This is a genomic window from Arthrobacter sp. HMWF013 (assembly GCF_003061105.1).
Lineage (GTDB): Bacteria > Actinomycetota > Actinomycetes > Actinomycetales > Micrococcaceae > Arthrobacter.
Genome location: NZ_QAIQ01000400.1, coordinates 1 through 1,486, shown reverse-complemented (window position 1 = coordinate 1,486; position 1,486 = coordinate 1). Strand labels below are relative to the sequence as shown.

The following is a 1,486-nucleotide window of genomic DNA, read 5'->3' as shown; positions in this document are numbered from 1 at the left end:
GGCTGAACGGGTGGCACTGAACCTGGTCCAACGGATGTCAGAGATCGCCACCAAGACCGCCGAATTCGTGAAGCTGACCGACGGCACCACTGCCCGGATCACCGACACCCGGAAGACCACTCCCGGCCTGCGCATCCTGGAACGGTTTGCTGTCCGCTGCGGCGGCGGGGCCAACCACCGGTACAGCCTCTCCGACGCCGTCCTCGCCAAGGACAACCACCTCGCGGTGATGACAGGCGGTGACCCTGCCAAGCTGACAGGGCTGCTGGCGGCAGCCAAGGCGCAACTGGGCCACACCACGCACTTTGAGGTGGAGGTGGACAGCATGGAGCAGATCGAGCCGGTACTGGCCGCCGGCGTGGACACCATCATGCTTGACAACTTCACCCTCGACGAGCTGAAGGCCGGCGTGGCGCAGGTCGGCGGCCGCGCCCGGGTGGAGGCCAGCGGCAACGTTAACCTGCAGACGGTGGCCGGCATCGCGGCCACCGGAGTTGACGTCATCTCCATCGGCGGCCTGACCCACAGCGTAGCCGCGCTGGACCTTGGCCTCGACGTCGAGCTGACGGTGGGGTGAACCGTCCGTGATTTTCCTCGATGCCGCTGCAACCACACCCGTCCGCCGGGAAGTGCTGGACGCCATGTGGCCATATCTGACGGGGGAGTTCGGCAACCCTTCCAGCCACCACTCGCTGGGGGAGGCCGCCGCCTCTGCGCTCGCGGCAGCGCGGGCATCGGTAGCCGGCGTTTTGGGCTGCAGGCCCGGAGAAATCACCTTCACGTCGGGCGGAACCGAGGCTGACAACCTGGCCGTTAAGGGGATAGCGCTGGCCAGGCAGGCTGCGGACCCCCAGCTGGACCGCGTGGTGATCAGCGCCGTCGAGCACCCAGCCGTGGAGGAATCAGCCCGGTACCTGGAGCGGTTCCACGGGTTTGCCGTGGACGTCGTTCCGGTTGACGGCACGGGCCTTGTGACGGCCGAGGCGCTCGCAGGGGTTCTCCGGCCGGAGACCGCGCTGGTCAGCGTCATGTACGCCAACAACGAAGTAGGGACGGTCCAGCCGGTCGGACGGCTGGCGGAACTCTCCCACCGCCAGGGCATACCGTTCCATACCGACGCCGTCCAGGCCGCGGGCTGGCTGCCCCTGGACGTCAGGACCCTGGGGGTGGACGCACTGAGCATCTCGGGCCACAAGCTCGGGGCACCTAAGGGCTGCGGTGTTCTTTACGTCCGGGGCCGGACCCGCATCGAGCCCCTGCTGCACGGCGGCGGACAGGAACGCGGTCGGCGGTCCGGAACTGAAAACGTTGCGGGAGCCGTGGGCCTCGCCACCGCACTGACCCTGGCGCAGTCCGGGCAGCAGCAGCTCGCAGACCACGTCTCCTCGCTCCGTGACGGGTTCATTCGGGAGGTCCTCCGGGCTGTTCCAGGGGCGGTGCTGACCGGCCATCCCACCGAACGCCTGCCGTCGGTTGCCTCCTTCTG

At 68.3% G+C, this 1,486-nt stretch carries 2 protein-coding genes; both read left to right on the top strand.

Features of this window, described 5'->3' with window-relative positions:
- A partial coding sequence (nadC, locus tag DBR22_RS14860; protein WP_108599663.1) for a carboxylating nicotinate-nucleotide diphosphorylase occupies window positions 1-577 on the top strand: 577 nt, incomplete at its 5' end.
- 7 nt (window positions 578-584) lie between these two features.
- Window positions 585-1,486, top strand: a 902-nt coding sequence (locus tag DBR22_RS14855) for a cysteine desulfurase family protein (RefSeq protein ID WP_108599662.1), incomplete at its 3' end; no start/stop codon positions are given.